Source organism: Deinococcus yavapaiensis KR-236 (assembly GCF_003217515.1).
Taxonomy (GTDB): Bacteria; Deinococcota; Deinococci; order Deinococcales; family Deinococcaceae; genus Deinococcus_A; species Deinococcus_A yavapaiensis.
This window is the reverse complement of sequence record NZ_QJSX01000002.1, coordinates 1-21,144: the sequence shown is the minus strand read 5'-3', so window position 1 is coordinate 21,144 and position 21,144 is coordinate 1. Positions and strand designations below refer to the sequence as shown.

15 protein-coding genes are annotated in these 21,144 nt (G+C 56.5%); 12 read left to right on the top strand and 3 right to left on the bottom strand.

The window, feature by feature from the left end:
• On the bottom strand, positions 1-2,442 hold a 2,442-nt coding region (locus DES52_RS22765), incomplete at its 3' end, for an Ig-like domain-containing protein (protein WP_170130858.1).
• Positions 2,443-3,868: 1,426 nt separating this feature from the next.
• Positions 3,869-4,126, bottom strand: a complete 258-nt coding sequence (locus DES52_RS02515; RefSeq protein WP_110885223.1) for a PqqD family protein — start codon at positions 4,124-4,126, stop codon at positions 3,869-3,871.
• Positions 4,127-4,426: 300 nt separating this feature from the next.
• Between DES52_RS02515 and DES52_RS02510 the strand changes: the two genes are divergently transcribed.
• The 12 genes from DES52_RS02510 to DES52_RS22470 all read left to right on the top strand — a co-directional run bounded on the left by DES52_RS02510 (position 4,427) and on the right by DES52_RS22470 (position 20,318).
• Positions 4,427-4,915 (top strand): hypothetical protein, encoded by a 489-nt coding sequence (locus tag DES52_RS02510; RefSeq protein ID WP_110885222.1) that lies wholly within the window; start codon positions 4,427-4,429, stop codon positions 4,913-4,915.
• A 314-nt stretch (positions 4,916-5,229) separates the two neighbouring features.
• Positions 5,230-6,231, top strand: a complete 1,002-nt coding sequence (locus tag DES52_RS02505) for a glycosyltransferase family 2 protein (protein WP_110885221.1) — start codon at positions 5,230-5,232, stop codon at positions 6,229-6,231.
• A 411-nt stretch (positions 6,232-6,642) separates the two neighbouring features.
• Complete coding sequence (locus DES52_RS02500) at positions 6,643-7,668, top strand: glycosyltransferase family 2 protein (protein ID WP_110885220.1); 1,026 nt, start codon at positions 6,643-6,645, stop codon at positions 7,666-7,668.
• Entirely contained in the window at positions 7,665-8,795 is a 1,131-nt protein-coding gene (locus DES52_RS02495; RefSeq protein WP_110885219.1) for a glycosyltransferase family 4 protein, read from the top strand. The genes DES52_RS02500 and DES52_RS02495 overlap by 4 nt, the downstream gene beginning before the upstream one ends.
• A gap of 508 nt (positions 8,796-9,303) precedes the next feature.
• Positions 9,304-10,569: a hypothetical protein gene (locus DES52_RS02485; RefSeq protein ID WP_110885217.1), complete on the top strand. Its 1,266-nt coding sequence runs from the start codon at positions 9,304-9,306 to the stop codon at positions 10,567-10,569.
• Complete coding sequence (locus tag DES52_RS02480) at positions 10,515-11,630, top strand: glycosyltransferase family 2 protein (protein WP_110885216.1); 1,116 nt, start codon at positions 10,515-10,517, stop codon at positions 11,628-11,630. The genes DES52_RS02485 and DES52_RS02480 overlap by 55 nt, the downstream gene beginning before the upstream one ends.
• Positions 11,624-12,742, top strand: coding sequence for a glycosyltransferase (locus DES52_RS02475; RefSeq protein WP_110885215.1), 1,119 nt, complete (start codon positions 11,624-11,626; stop codon positions 12,740-12,742). Before DES52_RS02480 ends, DES52_RS02475 begins: the two co-directional genes overlap by 7 nt.
• A gap of 80 nt (positions 12,743-12,822) precedes the next feature.
• Positions 12,823-14,328 (top strand): oligosaccharide flippase family protein, encoded by a 1,506-nt coding sequence (locus DES52_RS02470; protein ID WP_110885214.1) that lies wholly within the window; start codon positions 12,823-12,825, stop codon positions 14,326-14,328.
• The gene (locus DES52_RS02465) at positions 14,321-15,310 is read left to right on the top strand and encodes a glycosyltransferase family 2 protein (protein WP_170130855.1); all 990 of its coding nucleotides are present in this window, start codon (positions 14,321-14,323) and stop codon (positions 15,308-15,310) included. The genes DES52_RS02470 and DES52_RS02465 overlap by 8 nt, the downstream gene beginning before the upstream one ends.
• Complete coding sequence (locus DES52_RS02460; RefSeq protein ID WP_245900678.1) at positions 15,279-16,493, top strand: glycosyltransferase family 4 protein; 1,215 nt, start codon at positions 15,279-15,281, stop codon at positions 16,491-16,493. Before DES52_RS02465 ends, DES52_RS02460 begins: the two co-directional genes overlap by 32 nt.
• On the top strand, positions 16,490-18,757 hold the full coding sequence (locus tag DES52_RS02455; protein ID WP_110885211.1) for a hypothetical protein: 2,268 nt from the start codon (positions 16,490-16,492) through the stop codon (positions 18,755-18,757). The genes DES52_RS02460 and DES52_RS02455 overlap by 4 nt, the downstream gene beginning before the upstream one ends.
• A complete protein-coding gene (locus tag DES52_RS22470; protein WP_146237166.1) occupies positions 18,717-20,318 on the top strand; it encodes a hypothetical protein in 1,602 nt (533 codons plus the stop codon). The genes DES52_RS02455 and DES52_RS22470 overlap by 41 nt, the downstream gene beginning before the upstream one ends.
• A gap of 123 nt (positions 20,319-20,441) precedes the next feature.
• On the opposite strand, the gene DES52_RS02450 is transcribed toward DES52_RS22470, so the two are convergent.
• Positions 20,442-21,080: an IS630 family transposase gene (locus tag DES52_RS02450; RefSeq protein WP_110885210.1), complete on the bottom strand. Its 639-nt coding sequence runs from the start codon at positions 21,078-21,080 to the stop codon at positions 20,442-20,444.
• Between the last annotated feature and the right edge of the window lie 64 nt (positions 21,081-21,144).

The following is a 21,144-nucleotide window of genomic DNA, read 5'->3' as shown; positions in this document are numbered from 1 at the left end:
CGCGACGTTGATCGTCACGTCTTGCGCTTGGCTGCTCGTCTTGCCGTCGTTGGACGTGAAGCGGATGGTGTACGAGCCGGATTGCGTGAACGACGGCGTCCAGCTGAACGCTCCGCTGCTGCTAAGCGTCGCGCCGATCGTCGAGAGGGCCGCCGTGCCGTTTTGCGTGACGACCACCGCGTCGTAGGTGAGCGTGTCGTTGTCGGCGTCGCTGCCACTCACCGTGAAGTTGAGCGCTTGGCCTTCGTTCACTGCTTGCGGGGTGGTGATGGTGTTGAGCGTTGGTGCGCGGTTGACGTCGGTGACGTTGATCGTCACGTCTTTCGTCGTCTCGGTGGTGCCGTCGCTGGCCTTGAAGCGGATGGTGTACGAGCCGGACTGCGTGAACGACGGCGTCCAGTTGAACGTGCCGCCGCTGAACGTCGCGCCGATCGTCGAGAGGGCCGCCGTGCCGTTTTGCGTGACGACCACCGCGTCGTAGGTGAGCGTGTCGTTGTCGGCATCCGTCGCGCTGACGGGGAAGCTGACCGCAGCGTTCTCGTTGACCGACGCCGGGCTGTTGATGGTGTTGAACACGGGCGCGCGGTTGGCATCGCCGACGTTGATCGTCACGTCTTGCGCTTGGCTGCTCGTCTTGCCGTCGTTGGACGTGAAGCGGATGGTGTACGAGCCGGATTGCGTGAACGACGGCGTCCAGCTGAACGCCCCGCTGCTGCTAAGCGTCGCGCCGATCGTCGAGAGGGCCGCCGTGCCGTTTTGCGTGACGACTACCGCGTCGTAGGTGAGCGTGTCGTTGTCGGCGTCGCTGCCACTCACCGTGAAGTTGAGCGCTTGGCCTTCGTTCACTGCTTGCGGGGTGGTGATGGTGTTGAGCGTTGGTGCGCGGTTGACGTCGGTGACGTTGATCGTCACGTCTTTCGTCGTCTCGGTGGTGCCGTCGCTGGCCTTGAAGCGGATGGTGTACGAGCCGGACTGCGTGAACGACGGCGTCCAGTTGAACGTGCCGCCGCTGAACGTCGCGCCGATCGTCGAGAGGGCCGCCGTGCCGTTTTGCGTGACGACCACCGCGTCGTAGGTGAGCGTGTCGTTGTCGGCATCCGTCGCGCTGACGGGGAAGCTGACCGCAGCGTTCTCGTTGACCGACGCCGGGCTGTTGATGGTGTTGAATACGGGCGCGGTGTTGTCGACCACCGTGATCTGCTTCGTCAGGACCGTGTACGAACCGTTGCCGTTCGTGGCGCGAATCTTGATCGTGTACGATCCCGCTTGGCTTCCGGTCGGCGTCCACGAGAACGCTCCGGAGGGAAGCAGCGTCGCGCCTGCGGGCAGGGGTTCCTCGGCCGTGAAGACCGAGGGCGTCCCCGACGTGTCGGAGGCGCTGAACGTGACCGCGAGGAGTTCTTGCTCGTTCGTCGTCAACGTGCCGGGGTCAACGAAGATGGGATGGGGAAGCAGGGTGACGGTCTGAACGTTGGTTCCAGGCCCGCCGGCGATTCGCACGTCATCGATGCGGATCGTCGTGCACTTCGACGGCGTCACGCAGTTCGCCTGGTTGGTGTCTTGGCCGAGCAGCGCGACATCCACTTCGCTGGTCGGAACGTTATCGGCGCGACCCGAGACTCCGTCCGCGCTGATTTGGCCTTCTTGCACGCCGCGTGCCACGCGGGCCCTGGAGTCGACGAGGATGATGCCGTTCCAGTTGAAGGCATTGAGGTTGGTGCTGGCGGGAACGCGGAAGGAGACGGTCAACGTTCCGGTCGCTCCGGCCGCGATCGACCGGGAGGCGGTCGCCGTCGGGGTCGTGCCCGAGCGAGCGACGAAGCCGAACGGGAAGACGGTGGTGATCGGAATCGTGCGGCTGGCGGCGTACTGCTTGATGGAGTCGGTGATGTCGCTTTCGTTGTATGCGACGAAGTCGGCGCGCGCCGGGTCGATGCTGCCGTCGGAGAGCACGGCTTGCGAGGGAGCCGTTTGCCATACAACTTGATCGCTGGCGGGGTCGCCCGAGACGAGCGTCGCACTCGAGACGGACGAGCCGCCGTTGTAGGTGCTGCGGTTGACGCCCAGCAGGGTCAAGTTCGTGACGGGCGCCGTGGTGTTGTTCGTGATGGTGTAGGTGCCCCAGATGTATCGGAAGTTTCCGACGATCGTCACGCCTTTCTTCAGGAGCGTGACGCCAACGCTGGGCTGCTGGGTGAGGCTCTGAGAGCTGAAGGCTCCACCGTCGGACACGTGGGCGCCAGCCTTCAAGTCACCCATGATGTCGCTGAAACTCAGCTGGACGAAGCCGAGCTGTCGCGTTGCGCTCAGTTGCGCGCCGGGAAGGTTGGACGGCTGTGAGGCCGCCGGGGCAGACCCAGTCAGTGCTGGAAGCGCGGGCTGGCCGCAGGCCACCAATCCGACCGTGAGCAGCACACTGAGAAGCTTGTGGTTCCGTTTCATACGTCCTCCTGGAAATGAGCTCAGCTGCTTCAAGACGACAAAATGTGCGAACTTACCGAATCTCATTCCAACCGTTGGAGACGAAGCATGAACGGAAGGCTGGAAGTTCACGGCAGCACAGAGCGTGTGTCCTTGAATGCCGTCGAGCGCATTGGCGGGCCGGGCTCACCACTAGCTCCACCCGTGACCGGTGACCGATCTCGTCACGAGTTTCGTCGCTTCCTACCAAGTCTCTTTAGTAAGTTACCACAGGCCTCCACAAAAAGTACACTGTTTACTCATTTTCGGTCCATCAACTGAAGCAAAGCTTCATTTAATTGATCTACTGCGTCTGGCAGCGTATTTTCTGAACTTCCCGCTTTCGCTTCTCATTCTCCGGGTGTGGCACGCCAGAGCAGCCGAATTTTTCGCCGATGCGGGGCGTCAAGCGCAAAAAACGAAGTTTAGATGTTCTCTTCAAGCTCGAAAGACCCGGCCAAGATTTACTTCGTACCGGAAGGATTCGTCTAGACTAAGCGAGACGGCTCAGAAGTGAAGCGGTGTTTTGCCCAGTACGAGCGTGCTCAGCTCGACGCTCCGTACCACCCTCGCGATGTACCCACTCGTCGCGTGTCCCGTTTCAGGCGACAACGGGAGACCGATCGCATCCCAAAGCGCCAGAACGGCCTCTCGAGACGAAAGAGGCGAGTACCCCGTCATAGCGGCCGGATCACGCCTCAGAACGCTCACCCGAGTGAGCGTTCCCGTCGGTTGGGCTGAAATGGGTAATGCAGCGAACGGCACCTCTGTCTTGCCGTCGCTACCCACGGACCATGAGGAATCGATCGCGACGCCCAGCTTTCCCAGGCTGTCGGGAAGCAACCGCAATGCGTCGTCGATCCCCCACACCCGCAAGGTTTCCGGATCACACCACATCGTGTCTTCGCAGACAAGCCGCCAGCCTCGCTGTATGGCGTGGAGGACAGTCGTACTCTTTCCTCGGCCACTCGGTCCGAGAAAGGCTTGCACGCCGGCGGCATCCTGAGCGGCCGAGGCATGCAATGGCAAAAGGCCGCTTCGCCGCAACCCCTCGGTGATCCCCAATTGCACGGCCCGAAGGAGGCGTATGGTCGGTCGAGGCTGACAAGTTACCTGCATTTCAGTTCCCTCGGGACCATGGATGCAACGGACGCCATCGTTCCCTTCGAGGAAGGTGAAGCCGTGTGGAGTGGCGAACACCACGAGCTCTCCCTCCGGCGAAGGAAGAGTCACCATGCGCGCACTATCGGGAGATAGCGCCAGTTGACCGGATCGAACGACGACTCGGTAGTCGATGGAGGATGCGTGCAGGTAGGGGCGGTTCCACTGTCGTTGGAGCCACTTGGACGGACCGCCTGGCAAGCCCTCTATCCGAAACGGGCGTCCCATGACGTTCCCCGACCAATCGTCAGCCATGGACCTCGATCAGATGTGCTTGCAGCAGCGCGGAAAGCACGGCGCCAACATCCCTCGACGCGGTCGTGGCGTCGATGCCGAACGAATCGGCCAGCTGGCGCTCCAACGATTCGCGCGACGCCGGAAGGGCTTGCCACAGCCAACGCCCCACACGATTCAAACTGAACATTGCCTGAGTTGACGGGTCGAGCAGAACGAGCTCATCCTCCAAGTCCGTCACGATCACTTGTTCTACGGGTTTATAGATCATCGTCAACCTTGCTAAGGGCTATGAGGGCGGCTTCAAAGGCGTGGAGCACGGCGGAGCATGTCAGGAAGCAGAATACACTCTTCGAGGTCTTGCTTTCTTGCTCTCCGACGACGCCTGGTTTCAGCAAATGTCCTTGTTTCTGACCGGTGGAGAGGCGGCACGGCTGAAAGAAGTGAGGAGGCCATAGGCTTGAGGCCCGGTTCTACCGAGCGGGCGCTCTTGGATAAGCATGGCTAGGGTCTTCCGTGCGTTCGTACCATACGATGAGCAAACTATGTTACAACAGTGAAGGAGGAACACATGAAAGGTTCTCTTGCCGTCCTCGCTCTCCTTGCCCTTTCTCCCCTCGCATCGGCTCAACGTGCGTCGGTTGGAGACTTCACCCTCTTCAATTGGAAGGGTAACGTTTTCAGCAACGAGGGAGTATTCAATATCGATCCCCTCATCGCCTTCACGGATGGCTTGAACAACGCCGCGTCGTCGATGATTTTGAGCTGCCAAGACAACCAACTTGCCGTCGCGTTCGATCCGGTCACCTACCTCGGCCCTGGGACTTACGAGATGTCGTGGAAGTTCGATGATCAAGAGGCCACGAGCTTCACGTTCGCGTTGAGCTTCGGAGGGACATGGGCCTACGTGCCTCCCAGCATGGTCACCGCGTTCTTGGGTCAGGCAGGCAGCTTCCAGCAAGTCAAGTTCCAAGTCAACAACTCCCGAGGGCAGGCGTTCACGGATACGTTCAAATTGGGAAGCATTACGGAAGCGGCCAAGCAACTGAAGTGCAAATAACGCTCGGCTTATAGGAAAGCAAGGCAAGGCCGCCCGAAGTTACCGGGCGGCCTTGCCTTGCTCTCGTTCCGAGGACCGTTAGCTTTGTTTCACCCGTTAGAGCCCGGTAGGTGACCCTCCGAAGATTATGGGAAAGTTAACAAAAAGGTTGTCTAGTGGGCGATTCGTGAGACTTTCATACAACACGCTTAAAACTTGGTAAGGTAAAGGAGCGTTAATGCACGCCGGGGTTTCAGCTCATGCCGAGGCGACCAGCAAACGGCTAAGGAATAGCGTCGCACCTTATCCCTGCGCGAAACAGAAACGAGGAAACGATGACTGTTGCCACTTCTCTTCTCCTGACCACAGACTCATACCTGGCAGACCTCGAAAATTCGGACATTTTCGACTGCACGGGTGTCGTCGCCATTATCCCTGCCTACAACGAGGAGCGTTTCATTGCCAGCGTTGTCCTCACAACGAAAGAATACGCTCAGTACGTAATTGTCGTCGATGACGGCTCGAGCGATCGCACGGCGATTCTCGCCGAGCAAGCAGGCGCGACCGTTGTCCGCCATGGAGTGAACAAGGGGAAAGCGCAAGCGCTGAACAGCGGTTTCAACGCTGCAAAAGCCTTGCTGCCACGCGCTATCGTCTGCCTTGACGGCGACACACAGCATGACCCCAAGGATATTCCTACGCTCGTACAACCAATTTTTAGTGGTGAAGCCGACGTCGTCGTTGGTTCTCGTTTTCTAGACGTCAAAAGCAAGATTCCCGCGTGGCGGCAGGTCGGGCAGCATGCATTGACCTTGACGACGAACGTCACGAGTGGCGTTTGGGTGACCGACTCCCAAAGCGGATACCGTGCCTTCTCCCCCAACGCCCTCGAAAGCTTGTCATTTCGTACGCAGGGGCTGTCCGTCGAGTCGGAGATGCAGTTTCTCTTCAAAAACTCCGGTCTTGTCGTCAAAGAGGCGCCCATTCACGTTCACTACCTCGACGGCAACAAGCGCAACCCGGTCGTTCATGGACTGCAAGTACTCGACGCCATGCTGAGCTTGGTGGCGCGTCGTCGTCCGATCGCCTTCTTCTGCTTCCCGGGCTTCGTCCTGATGATTACCGGCCTGCTCTTAGGGATGCGCATCCTCCAGATTCAACAGGCAACACAACAATTCGCAGTTGGCAGTGCGATCCTGATGGCAATCCTCCTGCTGGGTGGAGCCGTCGCCGCCGTAACAGGGATCTTGTTGTACAGCCTTCAAAAACTCGCAGACCGAATGCACGAGGATGTGGTTCACACCCTCGAGCAACGCTCTCTGCTTGCGCAAAAGTAATCTCAGGGGTGAGGACCCCGGCCGCGCCGGCACCTGTTGAGCGAAGTTGTGGAGCTTCGTCCTGGGGCGGAGACCATCGAATCCCATTTTGTCGATCCCCTTTTTATGAAATGAGCTGGCTTGCCCAATTTTGTGGCAAGCCAGCTCATTTTTTCTAATATACTTATCAGATTTCCCGGCTACTTTCTGAGAGCCCACTCCAGCTTTACAAATCCAAACACCTTCATCGTGCCTTAATATGACCGCGTGTCGCCCCGTCTTTCTCCTACTCCTTCTCAGGCTGTACAAGGAGTGTGTCGGCGCCAGACGCCCACGCTTAGGGGCAGAGACATCTCGATCGCCACAACTGAAGGCCGCGTCGGGTTGTACACGGCTTCGTCTCTCATTACATGAAACTTCAAGGGCAATAACGTGTCGAACCCGGTATTAAGCATCATTATCGTTTCCTACGACAGCCGTGCAGATCTAGAGTTGTGCTTGCCTTCGCTGTACGCGCAAAACGTCCAAGATATAGAACTCATCGTGGTCGACAACCACACACGGGACGGCGTCGCCGAGTGGCTGACCGCGCACCATCCGAAAGTTCGTGTCCTGCTCAACGCGGCGAACACCGGGTACGCGGGGGGAAACAATCTCGGGCTGCGCCATGCGACAGGTACTTGGGTCTTGTTCCTCAATCCTGACACGGAAGCGTCTCCAGAGTGCCTAAAGCGTCTTCTGTCCACGGCTCGCGATCATCCGAACGCCTTGATAACTCCGAAGCTGCTGCAACCGGACGGCACCATCAACGCGTGCGGCAACAGCATGCACTTCACCGGCATTACAACTTGTCGAGCCCTTTCGCAGCCCGCAGCGAGCATACGCGGTCTACACGAAACTCCCCTTCTTTCTGGCGCGGCCATTCTCGCTTTGACCGATGTCGTTCGGGCACTCGGGGGGTTCGACGAGCGATACTTCATGTACCACGAGGACACCGACTTGTCTTTGCGAGCGCGGCTGTTGGGTTATCAGCTGTTGTGTGACGCCGAGGCCGAAGTCGTGCACCACTACACGCTCGGGATGTCTCCCAGGAAATTCCGCTTCATGGAACGAAATCGTCTCATGACCTTCCTCAAGGTTTTTTCGACGCGTACCTTGGTTCAGCTATTGCCCGGCCTGCTGCTGACAGAGGCAGCCACGTGGGTTTTTGCCTTGCGCAACTCGTCGTATGCCCGAGCCAAAGGGCAGTCTTACCGAGATCTGTTCACTTCGTGGCATTCCCTGCGCCGAGAACGTAGTCGAGTTCAGCGAAGCCGACGGGCCTCAGACAACGTGCTCCTCGAGCATGCCGAAGTCGCGTTGCCTCTCGATCAACTCATGGCCGCGAACACCGCCGCCGCGTTGAATCGTCTCGTCACGCCGTTGTACCGCGTCACACGCCCGAGGTTCGTTCGATGAAGATCGCCCATGTCACCGCCACCTTTCCTCCATACTGGGCAGGAACTGGAAATGTCGCTTACCACAACGCGAGGTTGCTGCACGAACGAGGCCACGACGTGGTCGTTTTCACCGCGAGCACAAAGCGCGATCATGAGCTTTCGTTTCCATTCGATGTTCGCCGTTTGCCTGTCACGTTTCGCGTGGGAAATGCACCACTGACGCCACGCCTAATAACGGAGTTGCAAGGGTTCGACGTCATTCACCTGCACTACCCCTTTATCTTCGGCGCGGAACTCACCGTCCTTGCCGCTCGGCAGCACCGCATTCCGCTCGTGGTGACTTACCACAACGACTTGATCGCGCGAGGTCTTCGCGGCCGATTGTTCGACGTGTACAACAACACGGCGCAGCCCACCGTGCTGTCCCAAGCGAGTTTGCTCGTGGGAACCTCCCTTGATTACGCGCAGCACTCCCTATTCTGGCGAACCAAGTCTCGGGCCGCAGCAGTTCGTGTGTTGCCGAACGGCGTCGACACCCGCGCCTTCCGGCCGGCCGAGAAAAGTGCCGAGTCCTTCGCGCTGTTCGTCGGCGGTTTGGACAGGGCGCACCACTTCAAAGGCGTAGCCGTCCTGATCGAAGCGATGCGAAGCCTTCCTCGCCGTGCCGTCATCGTGGGGGACGGCGACATGCGAGCGGAGTACGAGCGTTTGGCCGAAGAGGTCGCGCCAGGCCGCGTGGAGTTCGCCGGTCGCGTTCCACTTGATGAGCTCGCGCGGTTGTACGCGCAAGCCACGGTGACGGTTCTTCCCAGCACGACGCAAGGCGAGGCTTTCGGCATGGTCCTGATCGAGGCGATGGCGTCGGGAACAGCCGTCATTGCCACGGATTTGCCAGGGGTGCGGACGGTCGTGCAACACGGGCACGACGGTCTCCTCGTCCCACCCGGCGACTCAGGCGCGCTCGCGAGCGCCCTGGAGACCTTGCTGTCGCAACCCACCTTGGCTCACGCCATGGGCGAGCGCGGCCGAGTGAAAGTGCACAGCAAATACGACTGGAACGTGATCGGCGACGAGCTCGAGCAGTTGTACGAGCAAGTCGTTCCCTCCACCGGCGTCGGCCGTGAATGGCAGGACACGAAAGCATGAACACAACCTTCGAAGGCGTGCACGAAAGCGCTTTCCCTGCGGCCGTGGGTGCTGACCAACTCGCTTGGTCCCACTTGCTGGACTTCATCTTCGCGGACGCTTATCGGCAAGGTGTCAGTCGGTTGCGTCTACGCGGGCTCCCGACGTTCCTTGAACCCGACGTGCAATTGCGGGCACAACTCAGCGGCCGCGGAGCCGGACGTGAGGCGCTCGTTTTGGGAGCTTCCCACGAGGCGCCGTCTCAAGGCGTTTGCCGCGTGTATACCATTACTGGTGGCGTTCTCGCTTCACCATCACTGCGTTGGCGGCCAATGCTTTCCAATTGGCGTCGTCTCGAAGTGCGTTCGGTCTTGACGTGGAGGGCGCTGGCTTGGGGCATCCCGATCCGCATGGCATACCTTGCTTCACGGCCGGATCTTGCCGACAGAGCTCACTTCGCCATGCGACGGGACTTCGCGTACGCGGGCTTGACCCCGGCTCGCTACACGCTCACCGTGTGGGAGCCTGCATGAGCGACTTCGCGCTCGCACGTGCCTTCGTCAACCTGGACGCATGGCTGGAATCGACTCGCCAGCCTGGGGGGTACGGCGGCCCCGTCGCCCATTGGTGGCAAAACCGGCTTCAGTTTGTCGGCCCTGGATTGGATTGGCGTTATGAAGGCCTTCTTATCGGATATACCACCGCGTACGCTCGCACCAGGGACTCGCGCTTCGCTGACCGCGCCGTGCGTGCTGCTCTTGACTTGACCGACGGACAGCGTCAAGACGGTTCGTACACGGCTTCGCAGTTCGAAATCAATCCCGGGTTCCTTGGAACGCCGCACGAAGCGGCGGCGACGCTCGGTCTGCTCAAGGCGCACCATCTCCTACCCGACCGGGAGCGGGCGCTCTCGACCGCCGCTCGCAACCTCGACCGGCTTGTCGAGTCGTTGTGGGACGGCAAGGGATTCAACGACCGTCCTGGAATTCGTGGGCGCGTACCTAACAAACTTGCCACTTTGGCTCATGCCATGCTCGCGTACCAGCAACTGACCGGCGACGAACGCTATGAACCGTTCGTACGGAGCGCCTTGAACGACGTTATCTGCTACATGGTCGAACGCGGAGAATTCGAAGGCGCGGTTCATCAGTACGCGCCGGAAGCTGGCGAAGGTGACGGGCGCTTTTTCCCGTACTACAATGCGCGCTGCATTCCGCCTTTGGTCGAGGCGGCCACCATTCTCGGCGACCGCACGTATGCGGGCGCGGCCGAAGCGATTTTCGGCTTCGTGGACAAGACGATGCACGAAGATGGAAGCTGGCCGCAAATCGTCTACACCTCCGGTCGGCAAGCCAGTTGGCCACGCTGGACGGCCGGAGTCGCCGACATCCTCTTGGCATACAGGGCCCTTGAAAAAACGCCCCCCCGTCAAGCGCTCACCCGGTTGTTGACGGCGCAGCTTGCAAGTGGGGCCTTCCCCACGGCCGAGGGCTTCAAGCAACAAATTTCCCAACGGAGCTTGCCGGGAAGGCCCGACTACCGCGATCTCCTGCCTGTGGTCGGCTGGAACGACAAGGTTCTACGGTTGCTGTCGGCCATGCTTCCCAGGGACATGCCCCTCCCTCAGGCGACCGTCGCTCGCACCCACCTCGACGTTCGTTGTTGGGGACGAAACGCCGTGATGACAGAAACATCCCTTGACTTGACGATCACCAGCGCTGGCGGTGAGGAGTTGTACCGATGGCAAAAAAGCAGACCTTGGGCCGAAACGCACCGCCTTCTGGAGATCCGATGAAGTGGCTCGTCCCCGCCCTTTTGGCGGGCATGGCAACGTTGCATTGGAGAAAGATGCAAGCTCCTCCATTCCCGCCTTCTCCACGCCTTACTTGGGAACCTCCTCGGAACACACCGAAGGTTTCGTTCCTTGTTCCGGCATGGAACGGGCGTCAGGACATCGAAGCGTTCGTCTCGGCTTATCGAGCGCTCTCGTATCCTCACAAAGAACTGGTGCTGTGTGTGGGTGGCCGTGATGAAGGCTTCGAGATCGCAAAGGCCTTGTCGTCAGCGGACGTGCTCGTGCTGGAGCAACTGCCCGGCGAAGGCAAGCAACGAGCGCTCGAAAAAAGCTTGGCCTGCTCGACCGGCGAAATCATCTATCTGACGGACATCGACTGCCGCCCGAACGACGACGTTCTGCACAATCTGTTGCATCCCGTGGTGGAAGGTCGGGCAGACGTAGTCACCGGAGCGTCGAGGCCGCTTGACTCGCAAATGCAGGTGGGCCTGGTCCGTTCACACTGGGCGGTCGAGCGCGCGACGCAGCCCGAGTCGTTCGAGCCCACCGATGGAATTCTCGGACGACACGCGGCGGTGCGGCGCGAGGTCCTCGAATCTACGCGAGCCCTGGAGGTGCCCGCTCCGTCCGGAACGGACTACACCCTCGCGAAGGAGCTTATCGCTCACGGGCACACGGTTTACTTCGTGCCTGGACATCCTATTCCCAGCGAATACCCTGCCGACCTTCGTACATACGCGCACAAGCAGGGTCGCTGGGTACGCAACGCCTTGGTGTTGGGTGCAAGGTATGGAGCGGAGGCTGAGGTGAGGGCCGTGCAACGCACGTTGGTGATGCCTTATGCACTGCTCGGCGGTTTGTTGGCGGGACTATTCGGAGTCCGCTGGCTTGGTCTTGGTGCAATCCTCGCCGCACTCCACGCCGTCTTGAATCGCGTCGGCCTGCAACGACGCGCCAGGTTGAAGGTGAGCGTTCGAGGCAGCTTGCTGCACTTGATGGGCGATCAGTGGGCTGCACTTAAAGCTGGCGCCGATGCTCTTCGAAGGCGCTCGACGTGGTGACGTCACACCGTCGATCAAGCGGCGAGCATCCTCTTCGGATCGCCGTCGCCGGCCTTGATCGGTATGGACAGCGAGGCGGCATCGCTCGAGTCGTTCGAGCATTGACGGCAGAGTGGGAGCAAACGGAAAAAGTAGTTTCCGCGTCTTTCAAAGCTTTGCCGGTACCACTGCTGAAAAACCTGCCTCTCCAAGTGCAATTGCCTCCTCAGAGCAGTTTGATATTCGTGCCTCAATTGACCGGGGCGAGTTGCTTGGCGGGCCGAAGCAAGCTGCCAGGCGTCGTGCTCGTTCACGATGTTGGCGTGATTGACTTCGCGGACGATCGAAAAGACCTGGGAGCCGTAGGTACTTTTCTCGTACGTCAGCATTTTCACGCACTACGATTTGCGGATCGAATTGTCGTTTGCTCGGAGTTTACGAGGGACAGAATCGTCACGCGACTGCCCGCCCTTCGTGAGCGAATCCATGTAATTCCCAATGGAGTCAGCTCGGTATTTCTCGAGAGCGAGATCGATCGCGCGGCATCGCGGTCGGCGCTTGGCGCGATGGTGCCTGATCTAAAAGCTTCGCACGTTCTGTTATACGTGGGTACTGAAACGAAGCGCAAGAACGTAGCGCAGCTTTTGCGAGTCTTACGCCTCGTCAAGAGTGTGATTCCCGATGTGCAGTTGCTGAAGGTGGGATCGGCGGGAACGGCGGAGCATCGTGGCCGGACCTTACGCACGATGGGTGAGTTAGGACTAGAACCGGAGACGGACGTCGTGTTCCTGGACTCTATTTCGGACGAGTTGTTGATGCACAGTTATGCGGCAGCCGATGCCTACGTGTCCACCAGCTTATATGAAGGGTTTGGCTTGCCTCTCCTGGAAGCTCTTGCGATGGGCGCACCTGTGATCACCTTGGAAAGCGGTCCTATGAGGGAGCTGCTGGGCAAGCATGGTGATGTGGTGGCGAACAGCGACGAAGCCATTGCCGACTCGGTACTGCGGGCGTTGAAAACCACTCCGAGTCCTGAAGCGGTAAGTGCACGTCGACAGCATGCCCGGCAGTTTACTTGGAAACGATCGGCAGACCAGTATTTGCATTTGTTCCAAGGAATGGGGCGTGCTTGAGGTATGCGACGTGTCGAAACGAGTATCGGGTTCGAGCAACGAAACGCGAGGGTAATTAAGTGACTACGAAACTTGAAGGAATGAAGTTGCATAGCTTGAGGACGGCCTTTTCACGCGTGAGGGGCGGAAGCCTACCGAATATTCTCTCTTTCCTAGCGTCCTCGATATTACCCGGTCTGCTGGCAATTTACGCGACTTCGCTCTATTCACGCATTTTCTTGCCCGCCGAGTACGGCCGCTACAGCCTTGCCTTGGCTGTGGCCGCTCCAATTCTGGTATTGACTTCTCAATGGTTGTCACAATCTACGAATCGTTTCTATCACGAGGCCTTGAACCGATCGGAAGAAGGCCGAATCGGTGAGGTCATTGCCGCTTCGAACTTTGCAGTCATTCTTGTCATTGGAATCGCGTCCCTCCTCCTCTTTCAATTTGGCCTCTTCAAGCCGAGTGATGCAGTCTATTATCTCTCGGGAATCGCATATCTGATAACCGCCGTACTGAATACGAACATAGCGTCTTTCATGATTTACAGCAAACGTCATCATCTATATAACGCGACGATGACAGCCGGGTCGTTTGCCTCTTTCGTTTTCACTCTCTTATTTCTTAGGTTCACGAACTTTGGGGTCGCCTCGATTCTGCTGGGTACCGCGCTTGCCAGCATTTGCACCGTCGCCCTTTTTTATGCGAAAGCAGGCGTTCCGCTGTTGGCACCGCGTGTAAATCTCCACTCTCGAGCGTTGCTGAAACAATTTCTCGACTACGGCTTTCCGCTATCACTTTGGATGCTGATGTACACGGTGATCAACATAAGCGATCGCTATATTCTACAATATTACTCGGGATCCGGCGAGGTAGGCTTGTACTCCATACACTACAGCCTTGTGTCCCTGCCACTTCTCGCCATAAACTCGCCAATAGTCAATATCTTTGCTCCGCAAATCATGGAGGCGGCAGCAAAATTAGATATGGATAGAGTAAAGGTGCTTATAAGCAAAACCACTTCGATTTACGCAGTCATCGGATGTTTTACAATAGGAATGGCTATCCTATTTGGAAATAGCATGCCTTACATTATTATCGACCGCAAGTATCACGTTAATGTAGAATTTTACATAATAATTCTACTGGGCTTTTGTATCTGGAATGCTTCAATGTTCTGGCACAAACCCCTTGAGATGAAGAGGGACACCAAGAGAATGCTTGCTTTCGTAGCAATCGCAGCATTGATCAACATAGCCCTCAACATGGTTTTCATACCTCGCTATGGAATGCTCGCCGCTGCCGCGACAACGTCCGTTGCCTTTTCGGTGTACTCGGCGCTCACGTTCTTTTCAACGAGGAAAGACGTACCCTGGCGCTTCGACGGGAAACACCTCTTCATTTGCGTCGCTTCAGTTCTTGGATCTATCGCACTCTTCAAACTCGTCCCGAGCAGTTTGGCCCAGGCCCATACTATCCTCGACGCGGTTCTAGCACTTTGCCTTTACGTCGCCGCCTTCTCCACGATCTACCTCGTCTTGAACCGCGCCCTGCTTGTGGCCGCGGACAAGATAGGTAGGAAAGGAGCACATCCCCGTGCTTGAATCCCTGCCTCGACACGAGCGTGTCAGCATCTTCACGGTTACATACAATCAAGAAGCCTACATCGGCCCATGCATCGAAAGCGTGCTGCGCCAAACTTATAGCAACTGGGAGATGATCATCGTCGACGATGGCTCGACGGATCGCACGTGGGACGTCGTTCAGCAGTACGCGCGCGCCGATACTCGCATCAAACCCCACCGACGGGAAAACAAGGGCATTTTCGCCCTTGCCGACGCGTACAACTGGATGATGGACCATAGTGATGGCGCCATCATCGCCATTCTCGATGGCGATGACTTGTGGCGAGAAGACAAACTCGCCGTTCAAACGCGCTATCACTTGGAAGAAAAATATGAATTTACATTCGGAGTGTGCAAAACCGTGAGCGGAAATGGCGAGTCCGATCTCGGCATGATTCCCAATGCGAGCGATAGGAAAGCGATCGCCGAGTTCGAGCGAAGCAATCGCTTAGGCCAAGAGTATCTTCGAGGCTCCTTTCCAATTTCTGCCGTTACGTGCATGGTAACTCGCTCCTCCTTGGAGAACGTGCAAGGATTCAAACAACCCTCCTACTTGCCAACCACGGATTACCCGACCTGGGTATATGTCCTTGCACATCAGCCGAAGGCTCATTTCATCGAGCAGGAGCTCGGAACTTGGCGCTTGCAAGCTGGCCAGACAACTTGGAAGCGCGCCAAGGAAATGGCTTTGGGAGCATTGCGCTTTTCCAAAGAATTCGTCGGGACGGAAAACGACGCGATGGTCATGTCAGCGAACAGACGCAACTTCATTTCCGACTCCCTTTACCGCCACGCCATCTATAACTTGAGTCAAAGGGAATACGGAGAGGTTTGGGCGACGTTCCTGGACTTGGCTCGCATGCAAGCAGGAAGGCAGCTCTTCCGCTTGACGTCGGTCGCGTTGGTTCGTGCCCTCCGCCGTGTTCTACATGGACCCACTGCACGAAAAGAAGTCGTGTGAAATGCGAATCCTGCATGTTCTCGGCGTGGCAGGGCTTCCCCGTGATCCAGACCGTGAGCCCACGAGCGGGGTGGCGCGAGCGGCGCTGGAAATAGCTAGGGCCCAAGCCGCAGAAGGTCACGAAGTCGAGCTTCTTAGCGTGGGCCAGACGTCGTGGCAAGCGGTATGGCAAGGAGTCAAACTGATTCGCCTACGACACGCGCCTTGGGCTCACATTCGCTTGCTCGGGCGCTCGCTCGACTTCTCGCGACACCTTCCGCTCGTCCTATACACCCGACGAAAGCACTTCGACGTCGTTCACACACACCTCCAGCCCTACCTGCGCTTCATTCGTACTCCCCTGCGAGTCGCCCACATCCACAACGATTTGCTCGACGCCCCGGCCGCGCAGTTGGAGGGCCGCATCGCCGATGTGCAACGCATCGAGCAAGACGCCGACCTTATCGTGACTGTCAGCCATTATCTCAAAGGCAGCATCGGCAGGCACGCCTCCTCCGAGTCCGTGAAGACGGTGCACAACGGAGGAAGCTATAGCAGGGACATCGTCGAGAAGGCGCGAGGAAACCGGGACGACGCGCGAAGGTCGCTGAAAGTGACGGACGAAAACTTCGTCATTCTCTACGTAGGCGGGTTCTCGGCGAACAAAGGCGTCCTTCACCTCGTGAATGCCTTCGAACAACTCGCCCTCGAAAGCGACAGGGTCATCTTGGCCTTAGCGGGTGGCGCTAAGCTTTGGGGCCAAGGAGAGAGACCCAGGGAAAGTGACGACCAATATCAAGACATGGTCGAGCAGCATCTGCGGCCGTTCTCCCATCAAGTGCGTGAGCTTGGACTCGTCGCGCCGAAAGACTTGCCGTCCGTCTATGCCGCTGCCGACGTCCTCGTAGTTCCTTCCGTCTGCCAGGAAGGATTCGGGTTGGTTGCCGCCGAAGGTATGTCGATGGGACTTCCGGTCATCGCCTCCCGGGTCGGCGGCCTCTCCGAGGTCGTGTCGGACCGAGGGGGACTTTTGGTACCGCCCGCCGATGAGCATGCGCTTCTGGAGGCGCTGCGAACGCTGCTCGGCGACGCTTCTTTGAGGGGAAGCCTGGCGGCCGGTGCTCGGTCACAGGCAACGAATTACACATGGGACAGGACTGCTCAACAACTTCTTCGGCTTTACGCCTCCAAGGTTGGTCAATGAAACGTACTCTTTTCTCTCTGCTATTCCTTGCCATCGCCAGCACGTCGGCCGCAGCGACTTACGAGTCCAGGACCTGGCAGGAAAGCATTGCCGGCCACAAGGTCTTCACGACGGTCGTGACACCATCTCCCGATCCGAAGGGCCAAATGCCATGGACTTGGGGTAATACTTCCGATAGCTGGTACATTTTCGCACTAAACGACCTTCGAAACGTTCGATTCGCGCTTTCCTTCGAGCAATTGGACGGCAAGCAGCGCGCGACCATCGTCTACACCCGTCCAGAACAACCGGCGTTAGGAGTCGTCGTCAAGAAGAGTGGCGTTGCGCTTTTGAACAGTGCGTTGTTTCCTCGGTATCTGATGGAAGTCACGAAAGGCTGGATTGTTGATGGAAGGCCGAACTACAACCTGAAAATCTACACGGATGGAGTCAAGGACCCGGACAGAGGCCGTATCTACGCCGATGGCCAAGTCGACACCGTCAGGACAGTAACAGCGGACGTAGACGGGCTTCCATTTCGTGAAGAAGGTTTCGTGGTGCAGGACATGTACCCGAATCGTGGCTTCCCCCGATACCTGCTTGCCCAAAGAGTCGAAACTCCTAAACCGCTCGAACTCTCGGCTCCGTTCATGCCGACGTTCCCCTATCTCGGCATAGGTAGCCGAAGCCCAGACTGGTACCAGGCGAATCCCAACCCCATTTATTTCAGCCTCTTGAGCAACACCCTTGAGTTTCGACCATACGTCGGCTTTCACACGGCAGGCATGTATCAAATCAACTCTGTTTCCAGCAAGACGAAGAACTTCGAAAATCCCTTCGTGCTCTACAGGTTCAGGCCAGGAGCCTCGCGGAGCGCCGATCTCGTCATTCGAGGAAGCAATTTCAAAGCTGGCGATCGCTTTGGAGTGGCGCCTTATTATCTCAACCGCACGACTTTTCGATACAGCTGGAAAACGGCGGACGAGGGAAAGTGGAGTTATAGCCTCGGTCTCAGCTCCTCGCTGGAACGGCCATTCGAGCCCGGTACAGACCAGGACACGATCGCGAAGAATTACAAGAGCTTGCCATCTCGGATAGTGAGAGCGAAGTGGCAGGCGATCTCGTTCGTGCATTCCCTTGACGGAATAGCTGGAAGCGAAGGCATCTATCACTTCAGCGCACAAGACGACGCTGTTTGGGAAATGGCAAAATCCGGCTCGACCGAACCGTTCTTCTTATCCAAGCTGATTCTAACCAACGATCTAATCTTGCGAGGAAACACAGCAAAGACACTCCCCCTAGGGTCGCGAGGAGAGTACTACTTCGGCTTGCCGAAACTCCCCGAACTCTACAAAAGTAGCTTCACGGGCCTCATTCACTTGAAAAACGCGCAACGAGGATATTGGTACGACAAGCAAGGAGAATACTTTTTATTCGAAGATCTCGATAAAGACGGGCAGTTTGACAGCATTCAGCGCTGTCGAGCTCCGTTATTCTCCGAAGTTCAATTAGAGGTTGATAAATTCGATTGTAAAGAGCAGCTTTTGCATTATAGAAACAAAGTCTTTCTTATTAGCAACAATCGAATTATCTTCAAAACTACTCCTCCCATGAGAGCTTCCACAACCATTGCTATCCCCAAGGATCGCAGCAGTTGGAATGCCTTTTTATCGGTGGGCGATCAATCGAGGACAACGTTCAATCTAAGTGAGTTGTGGGGTAGATTCAACGGAACGACAAAGTCGGTTGGTATCTCTGGGATCGATAACTTGTATACTAGTAACGATAATTTGTACGTCTTGTACCGCTCTCGCACAGGAGATAGTCGAGTAGCAATCGTCAACAAGCACGGAGACGTCACCTTCTCTAATATAAAACGAAATCCGCCCACCATCTCCTACGATCGCTCCTATTCGGAAAAGCTCGGCAGCTACGTCATAGTCATATCTGTCGAGGCAACTAACGCATTGCATGAGCCAGGAACAATGCATATTGAGGCAGACGAACGCCTTATCTTCAATACCGAAATAAAAACTTCGTCATCGAAAAATTCTAGTTTTCAGCTACTCGTTCCCAGTCAATCTCGCAAAAGTCAAACCGTTCGCATCTTTTGGAACGATGATTTAATTTCATCTTTTATCTTACCAAAAGTAGGTCCCCAGAGGACCGCAAGTATCAACATGCCAGATCGGTCGCTTTACTATGTATGGCTAGGCACCATTTTTTCTATAGTGACATCGATTATTGTCGCAATTTCAATTATTTGGAGAAGATATGGGTTATAAAAGTCAACATGCTTATATTATAATATTTCTTGCCCTGTCTATTGGAGCTTACTACTGCCTACGTTATCTTGGATTATGGGCAGAAAACGACACGGCCTCCTTCGCAACCTCGATAAACGAAGTTATCACCTTCCATAAGCTGGTTTATAGAGGAGCCTATACTCACGGCTATGGTTATCAAGTTTGGGCCACAACACTATATGGATTCACAGGAATAGATCCTCAGACACTTCTACAAATTTACGGCCCCATGATTGGCACGATATTCATGTCACTGTTTGGCTTTGCCCTCTATAGAATCTTCTTTCAAAAGAATTCTCTCGCAACAGCCGCAGTCATCTCTCTGTTTCTGGTACCAGAACTTCTATTTACTGTTTTAAGGGGCAATCATGAAAAACTTACCATTTCCCTTACTCTTCTGAGCGTCGCAGCCGTTATATCAAGTTTTCGTGCGATGCATGATATGAGTCGAAGGGGAGTATTTCTGGGCTGGGTCATCACGTACTATGCAACCTCTTTCTGCCTTGTTTCCCTCAATGTGTTCTTCGGTTCTACATTCATCGTGTCCTCTACTTTAGCCCTCCTCCTACTTTCTCTGGCCTCCCGAATCTTTCCTCGCCGATTAAAAATTCAGCCACGCTTTCAACAAAGACTCACCCTGAGTGTCGCTGCCTCCTGGATCATCGTGGCCCTGATCGCTTGGTACGCTTATCCGGCGGCGGGATCGAATCTGTCGCTGTTAAAGACGGCGATAGAGAAAGTGGGGACCCTATTCCTCTCTTTCACTCCAGAATCCAATCCATATACAACTATCACCTCTGATTGGGCGAGCTCTCGAATCTACTTGTGGCTTTCTTCGTTCCGTTGGCTTTTGTTTCTAGGTTCCTTCGTTGGTTGGATTTTGGCTGTTCGCACTCTGTGGCGAGGTGGCGAGGGCTACTCGCAACGCCTCATGCTGATGACTGCTTTCTATGCTGCTACAACCATCCAGCTTGCATTTGCCGTTATCATTGACTTGGTAGGATTGGCAGCAGGAACAAATCTGCAAGTTAGGCTATATACTTATTTCACTATTTTTGCGGCTCCAATGTTTGTCTTTGCACTGAGCAGAGTCGGCGAGAAGATCAAGATCCTACGCCCTTCGTTAGCAGCAAGACGTTACTATCTTACATTTATTGCAGTACTCTTCTTCATCGTACCCAGTCTACTGAAAGCGACCCTCGAGCCATACGTCAGCAATCGTTGGCTTTCTTATGCACCAGAAGAAATTATAGCTCTGCGCTTCTGGAAATCCTATTCAGCGGGAACCGACATCTGGATCGGACTTGATGCAAGGCTAAGGTATGCAGCAGCACTTGAAATGCCCAATCCTGGCAAGATATACAACTTCAAGCAAGGCGCACGAATGGGTGATGCTCCCCTGGCGCTGGTCAGTCGCCAACTGAATAACAATAACCTTGCTTGGGGTGTCGGCATGCCGTTTTCTTCTTCTATGAACACCCTTTACGACAACGGCGACGCAGCTATTCTCATTAAATCCATTTTTAGTCCATTTGATTGACCCCTGATAAAAAGTAAAGGGTTGGCAAATTTGGAGATGTTAAGGAGTCTCTGAACTGACTCCTCTTCACAACGCACATAAGGTCGCAAAGCGTTCACTAATTGGCTTGTCAGGAAGGGTTTGTCAGGTGAGCGGATAGAGGCGGCTCAGCTTCAAGCGGGCCGCTTCCGTGTTGAACTCCCACTGCACCTTCCGCGCGTGCTCGTTGCGTACCCGCTCGTACATCCCCACCACTCGCTCCAACTCCTCCCGGCTTGGAATGCGGTGATCAAGCGCCTGCTTGGTGAGCGCCGCGAACTCCAACTCGATCGCGTTGAGCCACGAACCGTGCTTCGGTGTGAAGTGGAATTCCAACCGCCGTGCGATGTGCCGCGCTTCCTTCGGCTCGAACACTTCGTACAACGCGCCCTTGCTGTGCATCGCCAAGTTGTCCAACACCACGCGAATCATCACGGCCTTCGGGTACAACTCGTCCACCAAGCGCTTCATCGCGAGCGCGAAGTCGCGCTTCGTGTGCCGCTCGGTCACCTCGAACGCCACGCGTCCCGTCTTCGGCTCAAGGAATCCAAACAGGTTGAGCGTCGCGAGCCGCGTGTACAAGTAATCGTAGCGAGCCAGACGACCAGGAGCAGCTGGAACGCGTTCCTTGACGTCCGCGATGAGGTGGCAGGGTCGCTCGTCGAAGCACACCACCGGAAACAGCGGGTCGTAGCGCTTCTCGTACACGTCTAAAGTGCGTCTGAAAAGCGTGCAGGACGAGATTTTCCCGTTTCATGAGGTTGGTCGACGATAGAGGTCGAGGTGATGTCCCGTGAGTCGACCCGCG